Here is a 19,345-nt window from a genome sequence, read left to right as displayed (position 1 = left end):
AAAGGGTAGTTGACTGAATAGCGACTGGATAGTGACCAAGTAGTGACCGGAAAAATCCGCGGAAGTGCCTTGTTCCTCTGAAATTCTCTGTATATAGTGTTCGAATCCTTGGTCAAATACCATATGTTGATTTTTTGAGCATCGTGGTATCGGGAATCCGGTGAGAATCCGGAACTGACGCGCAGCGGTAATGGAGAACGAGCGTGGCATAAAGACACTGGCGCAAGCCGGGAAGTCGCCACGCGAGGCCGAATCGAACGGTTCACGCTCCTGAGTCCGAAGACCTGCCGAGGAGGTGCTGTTGTCCACCACATTGGAGAACAGCGCGACTGCACCTTCGCGACTCAGGCGCCTGCATTCGGCCCGATTAAGGTGAGCAGCAAACGGACAGGGAAGTTCCGCCAGGTCTTGGCGAGCGCCCCCCGCTCCGTCCTGCGTACGCGAAGGTTATAGAATTCAACGCGTATTCAGGAGAACTCAGCATGTCCGCCTCTGCTCTAGCCGAACCTCAATCCTCGGCCCCGGCCAACACCGAATCCCTTCAGGTTATTAAACGCAACGGCACCCTCGTTGGCTTCAATCCGTCCAAGATCAGTGTCGCCGTGACCAAGGCCTTCCTTGCCGTGGAAGGCGACCAGGCCGCCGGTTCGGCCCACATCAACGACGCCGTGCACCGGGTCACCGAACAGGTGGCACACGCTATTGGCCGGCGCCTGAAAGCTGGCGGCAAGGTGCATATCGAGGATATTCAGGACCAGGTGGAACTGGCGCTGATGCGCGCCGAAGAGCAGCGAGTGGCCCGGGCCTATGTTCTGTACCGGGAAGAACACGCCCGCGAACGCGCCCTTCATGCGCCGGTGGAAGCCCACCCACACCTGACCGTGAAGAAAATCAGTGGCGAGACCGCACCCCTGGACCTGGGCCTGATGAAACTGCAGGTGGAGCAGGCCGCCGCCGGCCTTGAAGGCATCGATGGCGACACCCTGGTGGAAGATGCCGTGACCAACCTGTACGACGGCATCGCCGAGGCAGACGTGCTGTCGGCCCTGGTGATGACCGCCCGCAGCCGCATTGAACGTGAGCCGGACTACAGCGCCGTCACCGCTCGCCTGCTGCTGGAGCAACTGCGCCTGGAAACCGTGTCGGCGCTGGATTTATCCACAGAGGTGCCGCTGGCGGAGATTTATCCACAAGCCCTGAGTGCCTTCATCCACGCCGGTATCCGCTACGAACTGCTGGACGAAGCCCTGGCTGCGTTTGATCTGGAACGTCTGGGCGCGGCCCTGAAACCAGAGCGCGACAGGCAGTTCGGCTTCCTCGGCCTGCAAACCCTGTACGACCGCTACTTCCTGCACTGGAACAAGGCCCGCCTGGAGCTGCCCCAGGTGTTCTTCATGCGCGTGGCCATGGGCCTGGCCCTGCGCGAGGACGACTCCAACGCCCGTGCCATCGAATTCTATGAGCTGTTGTCCAGCTTCGACTACATGGCCTCCACGCCAACCCTGTTCAACAGCGGCACCCGCCATTCCCAGCTGTCGTCCTGCTACCTGACCACCGTGGGCGATGATCTGGAAGACATCTACGGTGCCATCCGCGACAACGCCATGCTCTCGAAATGGGCCGGTGGCCTGGGCAACGACTGGACCCCGGTCCGTTCACTGGGCGCGCACATCAAGGGCACCAACGGCCAGAGCCAGGGTGTGGTGCCGTTCCTGAAAGTGGTGAACGACACCGCGGTGGCGGTCAACCAGGGCGGCAAGCGCAAGGGCGCGGTGTGTGCCTATCTGGAAAGCTGGCACCTGGACATCGAAGAGTTCCTGGAACTGCGCAAGAACACCGGCGACGAGCGCCGCCGCACCCACGACATGAACACCGCTAACTGGGTGCCGGATTTGCTGATTGAACGCATGCGCGAAGACCGGGACTGGACCCTGTTCTCGCCCAGCGATGCGCCGGACCTGCACGACCTCTACGGCAACGAATTCCGCACCCGCTACGAGCACTACGAGGCGCTGGCGGAGCAGGGCAAGATTGCCCTGTTCAAGAAGATTCCCGCCAAGCAGCTGTGGCGCAAGATGCTGACCGTCCTGTTTGAGACCGGCCACCCCTGGATCACCTTCAAGGACCCGTGCAACCTTCGCTCGCCCCAGCAGCACCGCGGCGTGGTGCACAGCTCGAACCTGTGCACGGAAATCACCCTGAACACCAACGCTGACGAGATTGCCGTGTGCAACCTGGGTTCGGTAAACCTGGCGGCTCACATTGCCGACGGCGAGCTGGACGTGCAGCGCCTGGAGCGCACCGTTAACACCGCCGTGCGCATGCTCGACAACGTTATCGATATCAACTTCTACGCGGTGCCCCAGGCCCGCAACTCCAACCTCCAGCATCGTCCTGTTGGCCTGGGTCTGATGGGCTTTCAGGATGCGCTGTACCAACTGGGCTTGCCGTACGCCAGCGCCGAGGCGGTGGAGTTCGCCGACCTGGCGATGGAGCAGCTCAGCTACTTTGCTATTCGCGCCTCCGCCACCCTGGCCGGTGAACGCGGTGCCTACGACACCTACGACGGCTCGCTGTGGCAACAGGGCACCCTTCCCATCGATTCCATCAGCCTGTTGGAACAGGCACGTCGGGAAGGGGACTTCTCCGTGAACACCGAGGCCCGCCTGGACTGGACCCCAATCCGCGAGCTGATCGCCGAGCATGGCATGCGCAACAGCAACGTCATGGCGATTGCGCCCACGGCCACCATCTCCAACATCGTGGGCGTGTCCCAGTCCATCGAGCCGGCGTACCAGAACCTGTTCGTGAAATCGAACTTGTCCGGTGAGTTCACGGTGGTGAATCCGTCGCTGGTGCGGGACCTGAAGGCCGAAGGCCTGTGGGACAACGTGATGGTCAACGACCTGAAATACTTCGACGGCTCGGTGCAGCAGATTGATCGCATACCCACCGAGCTCAAGGCCCGCTACGCCACCGCCTTCGAGATTGACGCCCGCTGGCTGGTGGAAGCCGCCGCGCGCCGGCAGAAATGGTTGGACCAGGCCCAGAGCCTGAACCTGTATATGGCCGAGCCCAGCGGCAAGAAGCTGGACGCCCTGTATCAGCTGGCCTGGGAACGGGGCCTGAAGACCACCTATTACCTGCGCTCGCTCGGGGCTACCGGGGCGGAAAAGACCGCATCGGCCGCGACACCGGCACCTGAGATGGCTCCGCAGCCCCAGGTGTGCAGCATCGACGACCCAGACTGCGAAGCCTGTCAGTAACCACTTACTTATTTTTCAGGAGGCATCACCATGCTCGACTGGGACGACGAACCCAAAACCCAGGCCACAGCCAGCGCCGGAAATACCTCCGGCCCGGCCCCGGTGAACGTGGACGACAAACGCGTGATCAACGGCGACACCGATGTTAACCAGCTGGCGCCGTTCAAGTATCCCTGGGCCTGGGAGTACTTCATGAACGCCAACAAGAACCACTGGACCCCACTGGACGTGAACATGGCCCAGGACGTTCACGACTACCACCACCGGCTGACCGCGCCGGAAAAGCACGTGTACGAAAACGTGCTGGCCTACCTCACCACCTCCGACATCCTGGCCATGCGCAACATCGGCCTGGCGGTGATGGAGAAGATGAGCGCGCCGGAGCTTCAGATCTACCAGGCCCGGCAGGTGTACGAGGAAGCCATGCATACCTGGGCGTACCAGCACTGCATCGAAACCCTCAACCTGGACCAGAGCGAGATCTACAACCGCTACCGGGTAGTGCCGGCGATCAACGGCAAGATCCAAATCGCCAACCGCCGGCTGGACGCCGCCATGCGCCCGGGCATGAACCTGCGCAACCGCGACGACCTGCAGGAATTCATCATGTCCTACCTGTTCTTCGCGGCGGTGTTTGAGGGCACCTGGTTCTATAACGGCTTTAGCCCGATCTTTGCCCTGCAGCGCCGTGGCCTGATGCGCGGCACCGGCGAGCAGCTGCAGTACATTCTGCGGGACGAGGCCATGCACTTTTCCTTCGGCCTGAAGGTGGTGAATCAGATTGTGGAGGAGGAGAACATCACCTTCGACCCGAAAGCCGTGCGCGACATGTGGGACGAATCGGAAGCCGCCGAAAGCGCCTACGCCAAGTACATCCTGCGCGACCCCATCCTCGGCTACTCCGCCGAATACCACAGCGAACAGTTCCGCTTCGTGGCCAACCGCCGCGCTCGGACTGTCGGCCTGGACGAGCCCTTCCCGGGCGCGAAAAACGTCTCGCCCTGGCTGGATGAGCAGGCCACCATGCGCAAGGAGAAGAACTTCTTCGAGACCCGGGTGATTGAGTATCAGACTGGGGCGCAGCTGGAGTGGTGATTACCCATAATCGGCCGGAGTTATACAAACCCATTCGCAAATCTCCGGTCGGCTTACGCGCGAAACCTATAACTCTCTGATATGTTTAGGGTAGTGAATGTGGCGTTCTGGAGTTATACGCCCAGTCGGTGCACGGTTTGGTGAGCTGGGTAGGGCGTATAACTCCGGCGGTAGCCGTTGGGGTTCTTGATAACTTTCTGGTTTTGGTTGTTTTTCGGAAGGCAGAGAGGGACTGGAACTGGAATTATACGAATGCGAGTTATACGAACGCGTTCGTTGAATACGCTGTTAGGTGCTTATATGACTGACGATCCAGATAAGCAAATAAAGGAACTATGGGACGACGGTCTAGCTGATGATGAGATATTTTGCATAGGAAAGATCGTCGCTCATTGGGGAGCTATAGAGCATGAAATTTTTTACCAGACCTTGAGCACGTATGTTGGTAAAAGCGGCGCAGATGCAGAGTTGCCGAAAGCGATGAATAATTTGCGTTTTAGCGCTGTTCTCAAGCTATGGGAAGAACGAGTTGTAAAAAAAGCAGAAGGATCTAGGCGCGCCGTTTTGGAAGAGCAGAAAAGAAAAATTGAGTCCTACCAAGATTCCAGAAATGCTCTTGTACATGGGATGTGGGATTGGAAGCGCGACCAACCTGATGTGGTGACGACAACGCGAGTAAAGAAAAAGCAGATAATCACTACCTCATTCAATGAGGGTGACCTTTACCATTTTTATACTGAGCTGGCTCAAATAAACCTTCTTATTCGTTATCCCGGTGGGCTCCAGGAGGCTTTTGAAGAACAGGCCTCGAACGGGCTCTACATAAATGAAGCAGAGCTTCGGAGGCTCTCTAGAAAAAGTAAGCATAGCTAGTGGGGTGGCCTGTACCTAACAAGGCCATCAAGGTTGTTCCGGGCCGTCGGCCCTCCACCGGGCGCCGCTTATGGCTGGCGTTACTGAGAAGGTAGGTCGGGCAATGTCTTTGGACGAAACGCTGTTTATAGGGAATCCAACAATTTCTGCGGCGCTGCCTTTGGACCGGATCTTGGAGCACTATGCGATTATTCGAGATGCAATCGCTACCACAGAGCATATTGTGCCCGAAGATTTGCCTGGTTTTGTGGTCAATCAATCTTTTGTCTATGCCTTTAATTCTTACAAAGCAATCAGCCTTCTTCTCCCTCAGCTTTATCATGAGTCGGCAGCCGCAGTCGTGCGCCAACTCTGGGAGGTGTCACTCAATCTTCATTGGGTCGGAATAGACACTGAAAAACGGTCAAGGGATTTCAGCAACTATACGGTCATGGAATACCGGAAGTTACTCAGTAAAGCAGATGCCAGCCATCAGATTGACGACTTCGATAAGGCTACCAAGCGTTTTCAAGAACGCTTCAGATATCAAGATAAGAGGGGACGTAATCGGTCGCATGGCAATTTCGCAATGGCCAGCATTCACGATAGGGCGACTGAGCTTGGTGAGCCTTGGGAGTCTGAATACACATTGGTCTACCATCTGACGTCTATGCATGCTCATGGAGCGCCAGGAGCTGTTTTGCATGCGATGTTTCAAGCGAGTTACCCAAATCCGGAACGACTTGAAAACAATTCAGCATCTTTAATTGCTATCCTCGCTGTCAAAGTAATGGTTCGCAATGTGGAACTGCTTCATCAACTTGGCGTGATCCCTGATGCTTCTTCCATTCGGCAAGCATTCCGGGCCTTTGAGGCAACAATTAAAACAGAGCCCGAAGGCTCTCAGTAACAAAGTGGTCAACGGGACGCCAACTACGCTGCGCTCCATTGGCGCCCATTACCACTGGCGTTAGCGAGATATAAAGATGCTTTTTCTGATCGCCGTGGTGTTGCTCCTCACCGGCACTCTCATGTACTACCGAGCGATAGCTCATCTCCGCGGGTCGCTGGATGCAGAGCAGCCTGAGCGCGGTGCTCGTCGGTTCTTTGCAGTAGAAGAGATCTCTCTGATTAGTAACCCGATACGGATGTACACTCTAATATTTCACGGGGCCGATGAAATTCTTGATGATTCCGAGGTGCTTGCTAGGGTCAGAAAAAGATTCATTTTTTCGTTTGTCGTCTGCATGTTCGGTTCTGTGGTCGCGGTCATTGGTGTTTTACTGCGCTAACAAATCGCTGTAGTACGCGGCCGATGGCCGCCCTTTTCATTGCGGCTTCGCCTCCATTACAAGGTCGCCGCTAAGCGCAGCGTTATGCACGAGGAGAATCATGTCGCAAGTTCTCAAAATGGCACATGTTTTGGCGAAACTTCAGCGCACTCTCGATGTATATGAGGGTTTGTTTGCGAGCAAGGAAGAGGCGGCAGTAATTTTCCAGAGTTTCAACGAGATTGGAGACTCTCTCAAATCAGCGCTATCAACTCACCTGATCATTGGTTGTGCTGCAATATTCTCTGACCCAGAAAAGTCATGCGGGAACGAGAACATGTCTCTCAAAAACCTTGTTTCTAAGCATGAGAGCAGTCTAGGTGAAGACTCCCAACAATTGTTGGGCGAAATTTGGGAGTCAGTTGAGAAGATGAATCTTAAAAAATTCCGCAACAAACACGTTGGGCACTTCGGGCTGGAGGAGTGTCTTGGGTTCAAACAAGTTGATCGCAATATCACCGTTCAAAGTGTGCGATCTTTGTTGAAAAGAGCTGATCTACTCATCAACCATCTAATCACTGATGCATCAATACTGCCTCAAGGAGAGTCTCTAGCTTTTTACTCTAAAATTCCGGCGCCACGCGGGACTGATGAGTTCTTAAAAAGACTTCAGAGCCATGCATAACAAGACGCTGTTGCCGGACAATTTTTCCACCGCTTCGCGGCTCCAAAATTGCCGCAAAGCTTCGCGTTAAATGCCTAGAGGGATCTATGTCACAGATAGCCAAAACCCCTGAGCCGCCATATTACGCGGTTATTTTCAGCAACCATCGCACCGAGGGTGACAATGGTTACGGGGCGATGGCAGACCGCATGGTTGAGTTGGCTGCAACCCAACCGGGCTTCTTGGGTATAGAGTCTGTGCGGGAGGACTTGGGTATCACGGTATCCTACTGGGAAAGCTTGGAATCCATCACCAATTGGAAAAAGAACGCAGAGCACCGAGAGGCTCAGCGACTTGGCCATCAAAAATGGTACTCCAGCTTTCGGGTTCGTGTTGCGAGGGTGGAGCGTGAGTACGGCATTTAACCAGTCATTCCAGTACGTTCTGCACTTCCCCCACTTCAGTAGACACGCATCGATAACTCCGTGGACTTACCCCGGTCCACTAGACACTCCTAGCCTATGATTAGAGCATAGGAGGAACTGTCATGAGCACCCTCGACACCGATCCCGCAGCGGTGTCGCGGCACTCCATAGCGTTGGCTCCCATCGTCGTTAGGGCAGAATTACCAGATGATTGGGTAGCTCGTTGCGTTCGTGGGTAGCGGGTATGTGCTCTTTCAGGAGCTTCCCGCATCTGGCAATGCAGTCAAGAAAACCCTGCCGCGTCTGGCCCTGGTGCACCTTGGCGGTGAAGTCCGCCACGATGTCTTCCCACACCGTGTTGTCCAGAATGTCGGCAATGCCCTGATCCACCAGAATCTCCACATAGCGCTCCGCCTCCGAGACGAAGATCAGCATGCCAGTGTCGCCTTCGGTATGATGCAGGTTTTGCTCCAGAAACTGCCGGCGCGCCAGGTTGGAGGCCCTCCAGTAACGCACCTGCCGGGGAATCAGGCGAGTGTTAATGCCGGGCACCCGAAACAGCAGGCTGAGCAGGATGAACGTACCCCACTGCACCAGCAACAGCATGTCGGCACCGAGCCAGCTGCCGAAGTAATTGGCAATGCCGGGTACCAGCAACGCCAGGATGCCGGCCCAGAGCAGGGGAATATAGCTGTAGTTATCTGACTGGGCCGTCAGTACTGTGACCAGTTCGGCGTCGGTTTCCCGTTCCACCTCGTTAATGGCTGCAGTAACGGCTTCCTGATCGCTCTTGCTCAATAATGTCATGATTCTTTCAGTCTCATCGTCAAGTGAGGGGGTTCAGCGCGCTTGGCTATCAATGCGGAGCTACCAGCCACCAGAGGCACCGCCGCCGCCGAAGCCGCCTCCACCGCCGCCAAAGCCACCACCACCGAAGCCGCCGCCACGGCCGCCCATGGCACCACCCAGCAGAGCTGCTCCTAACAGGGCTGCGCCACCGCGCCCACCACGGCCACCGCGACTGCCGATAAAGAACACCACGGCCATCATGATGAAGAACAACAGCGCGACCATGCCGGCGTTGGGCTTTTCCTGGGCGACACCTGTTTTCTGACCCTGGGGAACTGCCATCGGTTCACCACCGAGAACCTGGATCATCGCGGCGGCGCCGTTGAAGATACCGGCCTGGAAATCCCCCTGACGGAACGCCGGGGTAATAATGCGATTGATGATCACCGAAGAGTCGGCATCAGTGAGCCGGCCTTCAAGGCCATAGCCCACTTCAATGCGGATTTTGCGTTCTTCCTTGGCCACAATCAGGAGGGCGCCGTTATCCTCGCCCTCCTGACCGATACCCCAGTGCCTGCCCAACTGGTAACCAAAATCCTCAATGGGAAAGCCCTGAAGGTTCGGCAGCGTAACCACCACAACCTGTTCAGTACTGGCTTGCTCGTGGGTCTGAAGCATCTTGCCAAGGCGCTCTTCGACCTCAGGAGAAAGTATCTCCGCCTGGTCGACCACCCGGCCGGTCAGTTCGGGAAACTCGGGCGTTGACTGTGCCCATACAGCAGCTGGCAGCAATACCAGTAACGCTAACAGCGTGCTTTTGTGGAACTGTGCAATCATCAGAATTCCACCGCGGGCGCTTCATCCGCATTTTCTGTAGTGGCTTCAAAGTTGGCGCGGGGCTCCAGATCGCTGTACAGGATGCTGTGCCAGATCTTACCCGGGAAGGTGCGCAGTTCGGTATTGTAGCGCTCCACCGCCTGAATGAAATCACGCCGCGCGACAGCAATACGGTTTTCCGTACCTTCAAGCTGTGACTGTAAGGCAAGGAAGTTCTGATTCGACTTCAGGTCCGGATAACGCTCAGACACCGCCATTAGCCTGCTCAGTGCGCTGCTCAGCTCACCCTGGGCCTGCTGGAACTGCTGCAGCTTCTGGGGATTGTTGAGAATGCTCTCGTCTACCTGAATGGAAGTGGCCTTGGAGCGCGCCTCAATGACTGCTGTCAGGGTGTCTTGCTCCTGAGCCGCGAAGCCCTTGACGGTTTCCACCAGGTTGGGAATCAGATCAGCCCGGCGCTGGTACTGGTTTTCTACCTGGGACCAGGCAGAGGTGACTTTCTCATCGTAAGTGGGAATGTTGTTGATTCCACAGCCACTGAGTAACAGAACCAGTGCCATCAGCGGTGCCAACTGCCAGACAGTCCGCTGTTGAAACGGTTTATGAAGGATTCCCATAGTGCTTTTCCCGGTGGTAAATGCATGAAAAAGGGAAGATGCCGTGCGATCATGCCGAGGCATCGAACTACCTTTTAGTTGGGGATAGGGCCAGTGTTTTCAAGGTGGAAAGCGTATTCCAGACCCGCACCTTTTGGGCACATGACTGTTCCTTTCGCCATGGGCTGGGGTAAGTGCAAGCTGCATTGCAGAGGGCATTCGTGTTTGGGTGCCAGGGATTAACCGCCGGGTAACCGGCCATTAACAAGGCGCATCAGTACGCGGCCGTTGACCGCCGGACGCCCCGGTCGTGGCGCCGCTGTGCTCAGCGTTACGTGTGCTACCAAGGAGTAGGTTCTTTTGCCTGAGTTGAAAACCGTTGGCTTATTTCTCGTTACCGCTTTAGCGGAGATCGTCGGCTGTTACTTGCCCTATCTCTGGCTTCGCGAAGGTAAAACTATCTGGCTTCTGGTGCCAGGTGCGCTGAGCCTTGTGGCATTTGCTTGGCTTCTGTCATTGCACCCGACCGCTGCGGGTAGGGTCTATGCTGCGTATGGTGGCGTTTATATTTTCATGGCAATACTCTGGCTGTGGGCAGTGGACGGCATTCGTCCGACGGCCTGGGACCTGGTTGGCTCAGCCGTCGCTTTAGTGGGTATGGCAATCATCATGTTTGCGCCGCGCACTACATAATCAGTGCACTAAATACGTTCCAGCCCGAGGGGCTTCCCCGGACGGCCTTCTCATGTAACAAAAAAAGCCTTAGGTGACCATGAACCAACCAATCACGGGATTCCACAAAGATGAGTTCGATGACTGGGTCGCGGAACTGTCATGTGGGCATTTTCAGCATGTCAGGCACAATCCGCCCTGGCAGAATCGACCTTGGGTGGAGAAGTTAGAAACACGGAATGACATGCTCGGACATCTTCTTAACTGTAAGAAGTGCGACGAAGGCGCGCCACCCTCCCAGTGAACTAGACTGGTTAAGAACACACCCCCGGTTACACGGTGAGATCAGACCGGCTCTCTCATGGGAGTAAAAAGCATGGATATCGAACGCTTTGTTGCTGACTGCATCGCTGCTAACAGGGAGACCGATGCGCAAGCAGCAGTCAATGAGGTGCTTGCCCGGGCGGTCTCCGAGCCTGCTGCGGTGCTGGCCGCCTTGGGTGAGCCTGACAAAGCCGGGCTGAATGTTCTTCTGAGTTCACCGACGCTGACCATCTTCGCGGCTACGTGGACACCGCGTATGAATCTCATGCCCCATAACCATCTGATGTGGGCCAACATCGGCATTTATACCGGCCGTGAAGACAATATTTTCTGGAAGAGGACGCCAGCTGGCATTAAGGCATGTGGCGCCAATGCCTTGCGCGCATCCGACACCGCCATGATGCGTGAAGACGCGGTGCATTCCGTCACCAATCCTTTGCAGCGGTTTACCGGTGGCATTCATATTTATGGCGGCGACTTTTTTGATACCCAGCGCAGTCAATGGAACCCGGAAACCTTCGAAGAAGAACCCTCTGATGGCGCCACCATTCGTGACATTTTCCAACGGGAGAACGAGCGGCTGAACCTCTAATCAAATGGGTAAAGCCAACTGCGGCGATCTGGACGGGGTGGGGGTTTAAAAAATCGGCTCGCCGGTCGCTTTCACCGCATAGAACAGGCAATCACTCTTCGCAATCACCGGGTTGGTGGTGATCATAAAGGCTTTAAGGGCCTGGGCGGGGTAGATCTGCCCATCCTTCACTCGCAGAATCTGCTCCATGGTCTCGGCGCGGTTGTGGCCGATCGCGGTGAGTATGCTCAGTCCTTTTTCCCCCACCCACCCCAGCGGCTCATCCGGGGATACAACCCCGAAATTCCGCCGTTCGATGTCGGGCGGAAAGGTGAGGTCGGCCTGGCCGGTGGGCGCAAGGCGGTATTCGATGGTCGCTTCCGGCGCCAGTTCCACCCGAATCGGGTTGCGCAGCACGTTAACGTCCCACTCCGCTTTTTCCTGTGACAACACATCGGCTCTTTCGGTGTACCGCACGAGTCCCTCGTAGGCCAGTTGATGCGCCTGTTCTTCCTGAGAGCCGCCACACTCGATGGTTACCGTGGGTACCTCCTGTTCCGAATACTCCATCAACGCACCCAGGCGAAGGTCCGTCATCACGAGCCGATTGGTGAACAGGGACGCCAGCGCCTGGTGGGCGGCGTCGCTGGTGATGGTCACGGCGAAGGCCGGGCCGGTGCCCGAGGTGTTGTGCACGTCCAGCAGGCATTCTGGTTTTACTTTCTGAAGCTCGGCCAGCAGGGCCTGGGCAATAGCCCCTTCCTCGCCCTTGAAAGGTTGCCGGAAGCACCGGTTGAGGTCCAGCCCATGCGGTAGCTGGCGGTGTGACAGTGCGGGTGGGATTTTCGCAGGATGGACGCCGCCGAGCAGAAACAGCATGTTCACCTCCGGCGTGTGCTGCTCCAGCAGCCATCGGTGCAGGGCGAACAGACCGGAAGGTTCGTTCCCGTGCAGTAGCGTGGCCATGGCCCGGGTCCGCGTGCGATCGCGACCGGCCACATGAACCACCGTGGGCTTGCGCAGTCGGTCCAGCCACTCAAGGGCTGAGCGCCCCAGTGTTCGGGGTGACGGGTCATGCAGGTAATCCAAAAGGTTCGATGTGCTCACGGCGACAGTGCCCATTGATGAACCGGTGTATTGGTTTTCTGGTTGGCCATATACAGCGCCAGCATGCTCCGGAACGCCTCATCGGGACTCAGGGACTGGAACAGATTCTCCGTGATGTGGCGCTGCCAGCGCGCGCCGGTCATGTCGGTTTCAATGCGGCCCTCAATGATGTCCAGCATGCGGTTAATTTCGTTCTGGTCCACGGCGGTTCGTTTTAATGCCTCCCGGGCGCGGGGCAGCAGCTCGCGGGCCACGGTCAAGAGCGGCATATCCTGCAATTGCACCTGATTCTTGTGGGGCCAGATGATTTCGGCGCCAATGCCGTATTTGGCGGCGCGGTAGAAATTATGTTCGGTGTAATGGAAGGGGAGGATTGAGGTCAGATGGGGGATGTCGTCCAGTACCGCCAGGGCCGCGCCGATCACGAACAGCCCGTTGGCACACATATCCACAGCCGTTGGGCCGGCAGGCATGGAACGGATCTCGATGCGTAGATGACCATCGCCGATAGGGTCATAGATGGCCCGGTTCCAGGGCCAGGTGGTGCCCTGGTGCAGGCGCATCTCGGCCAGTTGCGGCACCTCGCCCCGATCAAGCACGGCCATCGGGTCTTCCTCTGACATCATTGGCAGGATGGGCGGATACAGCGAGGCGGAGGCCGCAAACAGCTCCCAGGCGCTGCGTGCCCAGCCGTTGCCGAAATAGACCCTGGGTGGGTGGCGCCAGGTTCTTCGATTGGGTGATCGGCTGTCGATGCATTGCTTGAACAGGGCAATGCGGGTTTCTTCCCAGAGGTGGTGGCCAAACAGGCTAGGTGAATTGCTCGCGAGGGCCAGGACAATGGGCGTGACCAGTTGCACGGCATTGAAATAATCGGCGAACCGGTCCGCAGGCACCCGCCAGTGCAGCTGGAATGACGTATTGGCGCCCTCCATGGTGACGTCGTCGGCCTCCAGATCAATGACATCGTTGCCGCCGATGTGAATGCTGAAAGGTTCGCCCCGTTGCTTGATCAGCGCATCGGATAATGCGTGGTAGCGGGGTTCGTCGGTCATCGCCTCCGCGCCGATATCGGACTGGCGCAGGGTGGGCAGAATGCCGATCGGTACCAGTTCTCCGCCCAGTGGTTCTGCGTGCTGGTTTATTCGTTGGATGGCCCCGAGCAGCTCCCGCTCGGTTCGGGCAAACGGAGTGCCCTTGAAGGCCTGGGGGCTGAGGTTGTATTCGAGATTGAAGCGGTTAAGCTCAACCGTCAGTTGAGGGTCCTGAACGCTGGCGGCAATGTCGGTGTTGATGGGCTGAACCCGCAGGTCGGGGTTTACAATGTAGAACTCGACCTCAGCGCCAATGGAGCTTTCTCCCTCACCGAAGCCAGGCCGGACCAGAAGGCGAGAGAATGCGGTCAGGTCCAAGCGAACCTTGGCGGCGAATTGTTCAAACTCTTCCGGCGTGAATTCGGATTTTGTGACCGACAGTCCCACGTTAGCGTCGTCTCCAGGGCTCACCTACTTTGATAGTAGTGGAAGATGCATCCGGCACGGGAGTTTTTATGGGAAGCTGGCGGGTAAAGAATCTTGGCGATGCGATGCTGGCGTTCGACCAACAGGCCAGTATTGAACAGCGTTTGATGTCGGGCTTCGCAGAGGCCGGCAGCCCGAATGACATGGCCGCATTCATTCGCCATGAATCAGAAGGTCGTCTGCATTGTGACGTGAAACTTTACTTCTCGCCCAAGGCGGATACCTTTGCACAGGAGGTGAACGCCCAACCGTGCCCTAAACCTTTCCCAGACGGTTTGAGTCTGTTGGTTGGCTCCGAGGATTGCTGGCGCTTACTTTTCCCTGAATTGAGTTCCTGATGCCACCCACGCCCGCCAGCACCCGCGCGGGTTTTGTGATTGAGCGATAAACATGACAATCCAGACTCAGCGCCGGAACATTCAATGACAGACCAGGTTCTCTATTTCTTTTCCAAGACCAGAAAACAGCGATCCAAGCTGTATATCCGGATGGGTTTGTTTTGCTGGGTGTATGTTGTCGGATTATTGCTCTATGAGAAATTTGGCGATAAACCGGTCCCCGACGACTTGTACCTGGCGATGGTCATTGCGTTCCCTGTTGCCAGTGCGATTCTGTTTCTGGTTGCCTGGTGGCACATCCGCAACCCCGCCACCTATCGGGCGATGATCACTCCAGAACGGTTTACCATCGAATACCCCAACTCCGAGTCCTGGTCGTTTGATGTCAATGTTGCCGACATCAAGCGCTTTGAGTACCGCCAGACCCTCTCCCATGCTGGCAAGGGCATCATGAATCACGGCATTCTCATGAACGACGGCAGCTTTCACCACATTTCCATGAATTATGGCAACCACATCAAGGAGATGTATAAGGCGGTTAAGTCTGTCAGCCCAGAGGTAACGTTTCCTTCCAGGGTTAACAAACGGGTTCAGGGGTTGGGTCTTGATCGGGATTATGAAAAGTAAGAGCTGGGAGCCTAAGGTCAACCCGCTTCGACAAGCGGGTTGACTCTATTCACCACTTCTACGGATTTCTTTTGCGACGAATGAAAAGGCCCAAAAGGCCGAGAGCCAAGAGATAGGCAGCACTGGGCTCGGGAACAGACGCAGCTCGATAGTCAAAGCCGACCCGGACGAAATCCCGATAGGATGATTGGGCATCGACATCACCGGAGTTGTCGACTCCAACCGTTATGGAGCTGTCAGCGAGGAGCGTGTCCAGCAAACTGCCACTGAGAGCGAAGATCAAATCGAGTGTCTGATCCACGCCACCGCCACCCGGCGTCGTATTATTGGAGCTGAGAGACAGACCAGTAATGCTATTGTTGACAATGCCGTTCTCGTTAACCCTCAAACTGCCGCCCAAACCATCCAGAGTGATCAACGCAGTTTCAAATCGTGGATCGGTGTAGTCGCCTCGAGCGAAAAAGCGAAAGAAACCGCCTGCACCGTTACTTGCAGGCAGGCTGTTGAATAAGAAAGAGAAATTTTGGCCGTCAGCGGAGATGCTGCGGGTTTGGCTCACCGATACCGGCACTGCATGAGCCGAAAACGACCATATACCCAAAATGAGAGCGATACAGAAGTTTGTAATTTTCATGTTTGTAGCCTCCATACAACGTTCTAATTCCCTTCAGGACACTTAGCCCAAGCAGGATTTGAACCGGAATATTTCATGCCTTGATTTATCAAAAAGTTAAGCTGGTAATGGGCCGAGAAATAATACACAGCTCGTTTTCTGTACATGTCGGTGTAAAGGAAACCGACATTGGGCTGACTATGCGTATTTAGGAATTCGAAGGTGAGAGTAGTTTGAAGGGCTAACTCAAATATCATTGAGCATTATGGCGTGCTGATGAATGGGTAATGAGAAATGAAAGAATATCGCCAGTATCCCTTTCGGTTCGTTTATTTTTCGAACATTTAATAGAAGATTCCGTCAGTTAATTTTACAGATAACGTCCCCATCCAATATTATTTTCTATTAAGCCACTGATAAAAAGACGATATCAATTTCTTGGCGAGATTGTTGCCCCTGTTGGATTGCGTAATAAAAAATGCAAAGGAGCAGGGAAATGCTAGCTAAAAAAATGAATGCTTCAGTGGGATTTGCGATTGCGATTTGCTCGGCTGCAATGATGGTGCCTACTGTTGTCTCTGCCAGTTTAATCGGAACGGAGATTACAGGTGACTGGGACTACGTTGACACGTCGCTGTCGCCAATTGGCGGAGCTACACCAAGTGTCGCCACAGTCGGTCCGGGTATTGAGTTCAGTACCAATCTGGGAGGAAGCGGATTCATTGATTCGGCTGATTTTAGTGGGCCGGATGGTCATCGCCTTGAGTTAAGTTATATGCGCACCGGCGGTGGTGGTACGTTTGCGGAGAAAACCTGGACCTTTAGCGACCTTGATTGGGGATCCGTGATTGGTCAACTTGATAACGTCATCTTTGATGTTGCCAGCAGTGTAAATGGAAATGCCACTATTGGAGCGATCGACGCTACTTCGTTTTCTATTACACTCCCCAGCCTTGCCGTCGCAGGCAACTCCAAGGCGTCATGGTTTTTCGATTTGGAAGTGACCCATAATGTTCCCGAGCCCGCAACGGGGATCCTCTTAGGACTTGGACTGTTGGGCCTTGGCCTGGCAAGAAAAAAATCAGCCTAAGATTTTAGGGAAATGGATATTAAAAACCCCAGGCTCGAACTGGGGTTTTGTACATTAAGAGGTGGCCTTTAGTTGAGATTCAAAGCTCAAAACACATCGCCACTTCCGGCGCCTGAATAAAGTGCCCCTGGAAATTGCGGATGCCGCGCTCCCAGAACCACGATAGCGCTTTGGCGTCTTCCACGTGGGTTGCCACGATGGGCAGGCTGGAGCCAAAGATACCGGTCAGCTGACGCAGTAGGTCTTCCAGTTCAGGTGTCTGTTCGGCGCTGGTGCCGTACTTGGAGGCCAGTTTTACAAAATCCACAGAACCCAGCTCTTTCAGCAGATCAACCGAGGCCGATCCGGTTTCGAGGTGCTCGATAATCAGTCCGCATTCCATATCCTGCACCACCTTCAGCAGCTGCCTGGCGGTGGCCACATCTTTCATCACGGTGGGGCTCGAGAGTGCAAGGTAGACCCGACGCTTACCCTTAATGCGGGCATTGCGTATGCCGGAGCTGATGAACGGCACCATTTTCATCACATCCGCCATCGAAGACGACAGTTTGATGGCCACGGAATGGCCGGCTGCGGCTTTGCCTGCCAGTTGGGACAGCCCCTGCACCGCGTGTTCGATTACCCAGCGATCCACGTCACGCAGGGTTCCGTGGTTGCCTTCGGCCAGTTGAGGCAGGAACTGGCCGGGCAGGTAAACGGCGTCGTCTTCGTCCACTAAGCGCACCAGGGCCTCGAACAGGGTGTCACCGGAATTCATGTTCACGATTGGCTGGTAGTGCAGACAGAAGGACCGTGTTTCCAGCAATTCACGGATTCGCTCGTCCAGCTGGCTGCGATTCGATCGTTCTGTCGACTCATGCCATACCACGGAGCCGTCATCGCCCTGTATGGCCTCAGCACAGGCTTTTTCCACTTCGAGTAGGGCTTTGTCTTCGTTCATGGCTGCGTTCAGCGGCAGAACGCCCATGCTGAGGGTGACCGGCTTGGGCGGCTCGCCCAGAGTCCATGTTGGGCTATTCAGGCGCTGATGGAAGCTATCCAGAAAGGCATCGGCATCTTCGGTTACCGGAGCGTTCACCTGGAATAGAAAGCTTCCTCCGCCTAATGCGCAGCCTGAGTCATTAGCCCCCAGCTGGTTGGCGAAGTGGTTTTCCATGTGCGATGTCAGGGTGGCGAGAGCTCGGGCGCCGTGCTGGGCGCGCAGGTACTCTTCCCGGTCGATTCCGACTTGTACCAGGTAACGGGATCGGTTATCCGGCGCGGCCTCCACGTAGGCGAGCAGGGTCGCCAGTTCGGTCAGGAAGTAGTCGTGGTTCTGCAGGCTCCGGCTTCCTCTGCGCTGGCTCACCAGATTGATACGTGCAGTAAGCAGTTGAGCCTGCACCAGGTGATGATGCAGCGCGGTCAGAAAACGCTGGTTGTCCAGCGGCTTGGTGAAGATGGAGTTGCCGGCCATGCTCAACTCCTCCAGCTGCTCCGCCACGTGCTGGGAGGCGGACACAAACAGGATGGGAAGGGTCATGTAGCGCGCATCCTGACGCAGAACCTTGGCCAGTTCCAATCCCTGTACGCCGGGCATTTCATGATCGAGTACCAGGGCGTCCGGCTGGAACTGCTCGATGCGCTCGAGAATCCGCACTGGCTGGGACAGGCCTTCGATCTCGTAGCCTTCGTCGGTCAGCATGGTCTTGTAGTGGGCGAGCAGATCGGTGTCGTCATCAACCCAGAGCACACGCGGTTTCGCGGTGAGGGTGTGCTCCAGCAACTGGCCGATGCGGTTTTCCAGCACCCCAAGGTCCAGTGGTTTGGTCAGATAGGTATCGGCGCCAGCGCGCAGGGCCCGCATGCGTGCGACCATGTCGCTCCTGGCCGACATCATGAGCACCGGGGTGCTGGCACCCACCTGGCATTTCAGGCGTTCCAGCCAGGCAATGCCTTCCAGTGCGCCCTCGGGAAAACTGATGTCCAGCAGAATCAGGTGATGACTGTGGTCGTCTGTGCGCTGGTTGTATGCCGCTGGGGTTTCGAAAGTCTCGGCTGTGAAGCCGCGCTGGTCCAACCAGGTTTTCAGGAACGCAGCCTGACTGAGGTCGTCTTCGATCACGGCAATTCGGTAGTGGTTCTTCGCGGCTGCCGGAGCCGCAGCAGGAGCTGTTTGCGCCGGGGCAGTGTTGATCGCCTGTTCCACGGCCCGCTCCAGTTTGCCGAGCGATGCTTCGATTAGATGGCGCTCTGCCAGAGTGGCGTCCGGCTTGTTCAGCAATTGCTTGAGTTGGTCTTCCAGCACCCTGGCGGCTTCGCTGATCTCTGGAAACTGGAAGGTGGCGCCGCTGCCTGTAAGTTTGTGGGCGCACTGCGCCATAAAGGTGAGGGCGTTGGCATCCCAGCTGACGTGCTGAAGCCGGCTCCAGGACGATTTCAGCTCATCCAGGCGGCTGGGCAGACCGAGCACATACTGTCGCTTGAGTGCTTCGTATTTGTGTCCCAAGTCGACGCCTGCCATTGCCTAACCTCTTGTTCTGCATTTGAATGATGGACGTGCGTTAGGGGCGGAGAGCAGAAACGTATAATCGCGCGCCACTTCGAATGTGTGATACACGTTTCAAATATACAGGGTATTCTCTCCCGCCGAGAGGGTGCCCTCCCGTTGTGCTAGATTTTCTCAGAGTGTAGCAGCGGTATCAGGAG

Annotated in this window: 20 protein-coding genes, 1 pseudogene and 1 riboswitch; of the genes and pseudogenes, 13 read left to right on the top strand and 8 right to left on the bottom strand. The window is 56.1% G+C overall.

The annotated features are described in order from the left end of the window. Positions 1–92: 92 nt before the first annotated feature. A riboswitch (cobalamin riboswitch) is annotated at positions 93–306 on the top strand. Positions 307–482: 176 nt separating this feature from the next. The 7 genes from QUE89_RS17155 to QUE89_RS17125 all read left to right on the top strand — a co-directional run bounded on the left by QUE89_RS17155 (position 483) and on the right by QUE89_RS17125 (position 7,573). Beyond that, positions 483–3,266 carry a ribonucleoside-diphosphate reductase subunit alpha gene (locus QUE89_RS17155; RefSeq protein WP_286221236.1) on the top strand — a complete coding sequence of 928 codons (2,784 nt, stop codon included), beginning with the start codon at positions 483–485 and terminating at the stop codon, positions 3,264–3,266. A gap of 30 nt (positions 3,267–3,296) precedes the next feature. After that, positions 3,297–4,361 carry a ribonucleotide-diphosphate reductase subunit beta gene (locus QUE89_RS17150; protein ID WP_286221235.1) on the top strand — a complete coding sequence of 355 codons (1,065 nt, stop codon included), beginning with the start codon at positions 3,297–3,299 and terminating at the stop codon, positions 4,359–4,361. A gap of 300 nt (positions 4,362–4,661) precedes the next feature. Next, positions 4,662–5,234 (top strand): hypothetical protein, encoded by a 573-nt coding sequence (locus QUE89_RS17145; RefSeq protein ID WP_286221234.1) that lies wholly within the window; start codon positions 4,662–4,664, stop codon positions 5,232–5,234. 103 nt (positions 5,235–5,337) lie between these two features. Then, positions 5,338–6,123 carry a DUF5677 domain-containing protein gene (locus QUE89_RS17140; protein ID WP_286221233.1) on the top strand — a complete coding sequence of 262 codons (786 nt, stop codon included), beginning with the start codon at positions 5,338–5,340 and terminating at the stop codon, positions 6,121–6,123. A 76-nt stretch (positions 6,124–6,199) separates the two neighbouring features. Beyond that, entirely contained in the window at positions 6,200–6,505 is a 306-nt protein-coding gene (locus QUE89_RS17135; protein ID WP_286221232.1) for a hypothetical protein, read from the top strand. Positions 6,506–6,605: 100 nt separating this feature from the next. Beyond that, on the top strand, positions 6,606–7,169 hold the full coding sequence (locus QUE89_RS17130; protein WP_286221231.1) for an AbiU2 domain-containing protein: 564 nt from the start codon (positions 6,606–6,608) through the stop codon (positions 7,167–7,169). Between the two features lie 86 nt (positions 7,170–7,255). Then, positions 7,256–7,573 (top strand): antibiotic biosynthesis monooxygenase family protein, encoded by a 318-nt coding sequence (locus QUE89_RS17125; RefSeq protein WP_286221230.1) that lies wholly within the window; start codon positions 7,256–7,258, stop codon positions 7,571–7,573. Positions 7,574–7,762: 189 nt separating this feature from the next. Here the strand turns inward: QUE89_RS17125 and QUE89_RS17120 are convergent, their stop codons facing one another. From QUE89_RS17120 to QUE89_RS17110, 3 genes are read right to left on the bottom strand one after another with little or no spacing between them, the layout of a single operon-like run. Further along, on the bottom strand, positions 7,763–8,380 hold the full coding sequence (locus tag QUE89_RS17120) for a TPM domain-containing protein (RefSeq protein WP_286221229.1): 618 nt from the start codon (positions 8,378–8,380) through the stop codon (positions 7,763–7,765). A gap of 60 nt (positions 8,381–8,440) precedes the next feature. After that, on the bottom strand, positions 8,441–9,199 hold the full coding sequence (locus tag QUE89_RS17115) for a TPM domain-containing protein (RefSeq protein ID WP_286221228.1): 759 nt from the start codon (positions 9,197–9,199) through the stop codon (positions 8,441–8,443). Next, complete coding sequence (locus QUE89_RS17110) at positions 9,199–9,816, bottom strand: LemA family protein (RefSeq protein ID WP_138438254.1); 618 nt, start codon at positions 9,814–9,816, stop codon at positions 9,199–9,201. Before QUE89_RS17110 ends, QUE89_RS17115 begins: the two co-directional genes overlap by 1 nt. A 339-nt stretch (positions 9,817–10,155) precedes the next feature. Here QUE89_RS17110 and QUE89_RS17105 point away from each other — a divergent pair, with 339 nt between their 5' ends. From QUE89_RS17105 to QUE89_RS17095, 3 genes are all read left to right on the top strand, one after another. Next, on the top strand, positions 10,156–10,488 hold the full coding sequence (locus QUE89_RS17105; RefSeq protein ID WP_286221227.1) for a YnfA family protein: 333 nt from the start codon (positions 10,156–10,158) through the stop codon (positions 10,486–10,488). Between the two features lie 79 nt (positions 10,489–10,567). Further along, positions 10,568–10,771: a DUF3565 domain-containing protein gene (locus QUE89_RS17100; protein ID WP_286221226.1), complete on the top strand. Its 204-nt coding sequence runs from the start codon at positions 10,568–10,570 to the stop codon at positions 10,769–10,771. Between the two features lie 72 nt (positions 10,772–10,843). Next, entirely contained in the window at positions 10,844–11,383 is a 540-nt protein-coding gene (locus QUE89_RS17095) for a hypothetical protein (protein WP_286221225.1), read from the top strand. A gap of 45 nt (positions 11,384–11,428) precedes the next feature. Here QUE89_RS17095 and QUE89_RS17090 read toward each other — a convergent pair whose 3' ends face one another. Next, complete coding sequence (locus QUE89_RS17090; protein WP_286221224.1) at positions 11,429–12,469, bottom strand: M14 family metallopeptidase; 1,041 nt, start codon at positions 12,467–12,469, stop codon at positions 11,429–11,431. Then, positions 12,466–13,950, bottom strand: a complete 1,485-nt coding sequence (locus tag QUE89_RS17085) for a glutamate-cysteine ligase family protein (RefSeq protein ID WP_286221223.1) — start codon at positions 13,948–13,950, stop codon at positions 12,466–12,468. Before QUE89_RS17085 ends, QUE89_RS17090 begins: the two co-directional genes overlap by 4 nt. 38 nt (positions 13,951–13,988) lie before the next feature. On the opposite strand from QUE89_RS17085, the gene QUE89_RS17080 reads away from it, so the two are divergent. Next, positions 13,989–14,327 carry a hypothetical protein gene (locus tag QUE89_RS17080; RefSeq protein WP_286221222.1) on the top strand — a complete coding sequence of 113 codons (339 nt, stop codon included), beginning with the start codon at positions 13,989–13,991 and terminating at the stop codon, positions 14,325–14,327. Between the two features lie 84 nt (positions 14,328–14,411). Further along, the gene (locus QUE89_RS17075) at positions 14,412–14,954 is read left to right on the top strand and encodes a hypothetical protein (protein ID WP_286221221.1); all 543 of its coding nucleotides are present in this window, start codon (positions 14,412–14,414) and stop codon (positions 14,952–14,954) included. Between the two features lie 58 nt (positions 14,955–15,012). Here QUE89_RS17075 and QUE89_RS17070 read toward each other — a convergent pair whose 3' ends face one another. Then, a complete protein-coding gene (locus tag QUE89_RS17070) occupies positions 15,013–15,588 on the bottom strand; it encodes a PEP-CTERM sorting domain-containing protein (protein ID WP_286221220.1) in 576 nt (191 codons plus the stop codon). Between the two features lie 475 nt (positions 15,589–16,063). Between QUE89_RS17070 and QUE89_RS17065 the strand changes: the two genes are divergently transcribed. Next, on the top strand, positions 16,064–16,657 hold the full coding sequence (locus QUE89_RS17065) for a PEP-CTERM sorting domain-containing protein (protein ID WP_286221219.1): 594 nt from the start codon (positions 16,064–16,066) through the stop codon (positions 16,655–16,657). 79 nt (positions 16,658–16,736) lie between these two features. On the opposite strand, the gene QUE89_RS17060 is transcribed toward QUE89_RS17065, so the two are convergent. Together QUE89_RS17060 and QUE89_RS17445 are read right to left on the bottom strand one after the other, a co-directional pair. Beyond that, positions 16,737–18,341, bottom strand: coding sequence for an EAL domain-containing protein (locus tag QUE89_RS17060; RefSeq protein ID WP_434784115.1), 1,605 nt, complete (start codon positions 18,339–18,341; stop codon positions 16,737–16,739). 147 nt (positions 18,342–18,488) lie between these two features. After that, a pseudogene (locus QUE89_RS17445) lies at positions 18,489–19,160 on the bottom strand (response regulator); the annotation flags it as partial. Between the last annotated feature and the right edge of the window lie 185 nt (positions 19,161–19,345).

The sequence above is a fragment of the Marinobacter sp. LA51 genome (assembly GCF_030297175.1).
Classification (GTDB): Bacteria; Pseudomonadota; Gammaproteobacteria; order Pseudomonadales; family Oleiphilaceae; genus Marinobacter; species Marinobacter apostichopi.
This window is presented reverse-complemented; position numbering and strand designations above follow the sequence as displayed.